The organism is Novosphingobium sp. B-7, from assembly GCF_000410615.1.
Taxonomy (GTDB): Bacteria; Pseudomonadota; Alphaproteobacteria; order Sphingomonadales; family Sphingomonadaceae; genus Novosphingobium; species Novosphingobium capsulatum.
The window spans coordinates 1-2,865 of sequence record NZ_APCQ01000843.1 but is presented as its reverse complement, the minus strand read 5'-3'; the positions used below and the strand labels follow the sequence as shown (position 1 = coordinate 2,865).

Genomic DNA, 2,865 nt, shown 5'->3' with positions numbered 1-2,865 from the left:
CGATTTTTGCAACAGAGCCCGGCAGACAGTGGCGGCACGGCCCGCGCATCGGCAGGGGCAAAGGCACGGCTCGCGACGCCAACTCACCGGGCGCGAACGCCACGGCAGTAAATCACCTTCCTATCAGGCCGCGCCCTAACAGCGTCGCGCTGCGATGCGCCGCGTGGGCTCCTATCGCCGGTCGCCGACATGCCGCTGGCATTCTTGGTTAAGCAGATCGGTGCAGATTGCTTTGCAGACCTATGGCGCATCGAGCTTCAATGCGACCTGCCATGCAAGCCTTTCCGCCCGTATCCCGATGCGCCGCTGGCGCACTTGATCGGGACATGGGCCAAGCGGGCAACGGAAATAGGCGCGCCGAGCCTCAAGCACCCCTTTGCCCGCGTCTTCGTCGCAGTTGTCGCCGCTACGCCGCTGGCGAATTCAGAGTGGCGCAATAAAGTGATTTGAAACCTACGGAATGCTCGCAGGACGAGGCCACAGCTGGATTGCCAAGGGCAATAAACCTTGCGCTCGCTTTTGCAGGACGGCCTCATCCCACACGTCTTGATCGGTCAGCAATTGGAAATAGCTGTTCAGCATCAAACTGCTGTTTGCTGCGATTTCTGGGCGCTTCTCGGCAAAGGCACAATTACTCAAAGTCGAGTTATAGCCGGGCGTGGCCAGAGTAAGGTTGCCGATACAGTGCAGCAATCGGTGACCCGTGATGCTCCTATGAAATATCTCCCATCAAAACATGCGGTGCCCCAGCTCGATCAATTTGGCGACGTTGTTCATATCGCCAGTGATGACAATCTTGCCGTTGTTGATAGCCCGGCGTGGGTCAAGCGAGCCGCGCGTCAGCGCCAGCCAGTCGGTCCAGCTAACGGCGATATGTGTGTCTGCTGGCTCCCCCAGTTCCGCGCACCGGACGCCTTGCGCGATACCGTCAAGCAAGACTGCGCCATCATCGCCAAAATCAATAGCCACCCGCGCTCCCGCAATCCACGCGCGGTTTTCGGCCATTTGCCCGATCAGCTCGTCAACGGTCATGCGGCATCCGCCCCGGCCATTTGCCGCGCGATCCAATCGTGAAACGTTTTCACTTTATATTCTTCTGGCATCAGGACGCCAGCCTTAAACGGACTGGTGCGCAGACCGCGCTGGTTCAATTCGCACACTTCTTCATCTTCATTTTGCACCTGTTGATTGAACGCAACAATCTGGTGCAGATCGAAATTGGGGTCGGCCAAAGCCGCTGGCGCCACCAGCACCTCGAGGGTGACTTCGACCTGTTCCGGCCCCTTGGGGCGATAGGACAAGATGCTGATATAATCGACATGCGCGACGATGCCCAATGTTGGCCAGATCACACAATAGACCTGGCCAGCGTTGCGCTGGTCCTCTGTCAATCCAGGAAATTCGGCGGTGGCGGCCGCTCCGCTTAACGTCCAGCTGCGTGCGCCATCACGCAAGCCATGTTCGGGTTCCATGCTGTCGGGGGTCCAATCGGGCGCATCAGAATAAGCGAGCAGCCCTTTTCTATGGATTGGAATGAGGTCGCATAGCGATGGATGAACACCCGGACAATGCAGGCATTCCATGAAATTTTCCCACAGAATTTTCCAGTTGCATTCAACCAGATGGGTTTCGCGGTGTGCGGTTACCAGCTCGCGCATTGGCCAGTTATCAAGGTCATGCAGGCCAAAGGCATTGTCTGCGCCAAAATCATCGCTGCTTTCCACCGGGCGGACAAACAGCAGCCCATTCCAGTCGATCAGACCAACGCTGCGCAGACCATGATCCGCTTTGTCGAAATCGGGCGCGTGACTGGCCGCAGCGGTACTTGCCAGTGTGCCGTCGGCGTTAAAGCTCCACGCATGATAGGGACATAATATCCGTCCGCCGCGCAAAGGTTGTTCGTCGGCGGTGCACAGTTCGGATCCGCGATGCGGACAGACATTGTGATAGGCGCGGACATCGCCGTCTTTGGCTCGAACCAGCAGGATATTGGTGCCTGCCACATCCACCCGGCGCATCGTGCCAGGGGCTATATCCGACAGCGGCCCGACATAATTCCAGCCTTTTTTCCATATATTGTGCAATTCATCGGCATAAACGTTCCCATCGATATAGCGCGACGGCGGCAGCGACGGGGTGGCCTCACGCAGCAGCGGGGAGAGGGGATGGATCTGTTGCATGATGGCGTCCTGTGTTCTACCTCAGATAAGTACACTTTACCTGTCAGCTGACAGGCTGTCAATTCCAGAGCGTCGCTTATGCAAAATGCCAATTCTCATATTACGATTGACGGGGGCGTTAGCCTGCAAGAGGCGATATCTGGCATTCGCGGACCGCGCCCGGCGCATACCGCTACAGCGTGTGAAATCTTGGATGCCGCTGTGGCGCTGGTCGAAGAAGTGGGCGCAGAAAATTTTTCGGCGCACAAGGTGGCGGAACGTTCGGGCCTGAAGCTGGCTTCGGTACAATATTATTTTCCGACCCGCGCGGCACTGGTGCGCGCAATGATCGAATATTGGATCGATGATTATCATGACCGCCTGATTACCAAACTGACGGGTCAGTCGGCTGATCCAGCAGCAGCCATGCGCGATTATCTGGATTTTCTGATGGTTGAGTCGCTCGCGCTGCGCGGCCGCGCATTCTGGAATTATGTCTGGTCCCTTGCCGATCTCGACGCCGACGTCAGCGCCGCACTGACGCAGTTTATGACGCTCTATCGCTCGTTGTTTGCGCTGCTGATCCGCCGGGTCAATAGCGCGCTCTCCGAACGGGAAGCCCTTCGCTTGGCAGCGGCGCTCAGCAGCATGATCGACGGGATTGGATCGGTGGTGGGGGAAGGCATGAGAACACCGGGAATAAAAG

5 protein-coding genes are annotated in these 2,865 nt (G+C 57.6%); 2 read left to right on the top strand and 3 right to left on the bottom strand.

The window, feature by feature from the left end; all coding sequences use genetic code 11:
* The first annotated feature begins 189 nt into the window (after positions 1-189).
* A complete protein-coding gene (locus H926_RS0109705; protein ID WP_022676121.1) occupies positions 190-450 on the top strand; it encodes a hypothetical protein in 261 nt (86 codons plus the stop codon).
* Positions 451-453: 3 nt separating this feature from the next.
* Here H926_RS0109705 and H926_RS31665 read toward each other — a convergent pair whose 3' ends face one another.
* From H926_RS31665 to H926_RS0109695, 3 genes are read right to left on the bottom strand one after another with little or no spacing between them, the layout of a single operon-like run.
* The gene (locus H926_RS31665) at positions 454-708 is read right to left on the bottom strand and encodes an HNH endonuclease family protein (protein WP_301790432.1); all 255 of its coding nucleotides are present in this window, start codon (positions 706-708) and stop codon (positions 454-456) included.
* 21 nt (positions 709-729) lie between these two features.
* Positions 730-1,032 (bottom strand): SCP2 sterol-binding domain-containing protein, encoded by a 303-nt coding sequence (locus H926_RS26625; protein ID WP_022676120.1) that lies wholly within the window; start codon positions 1,030-1,032, stop codon positions 730-732.
* Positions 1,029-2,180, bottom strand: coding sequence for an aromatic ring-hydroxylating dioxygenase subunit alpha (locus H926_RS0109695; protein WP_022676119.1), 1,152 nt, complete (start codon positions 2,178-2,180; stop codon positions 1,029-1,031). Before H926_RS0109695 ends, H926_RS26625 begins: the two co-directional genes overlap by 4 nt.
* A 201-nt stretch (positions 2,181-2,381) precedes the next feature.
* Here H926_RS0109695 and H926_RS30780 point away from each other — a divergent pair.
* The coding region (locus H926_RS30780) for a TetR/AcrR family transcriptional regulator (RefSeq protein WP_028657811.1) at positions 2,382-2,865 on the top strand (484 nt) is incomplete at its 3' end.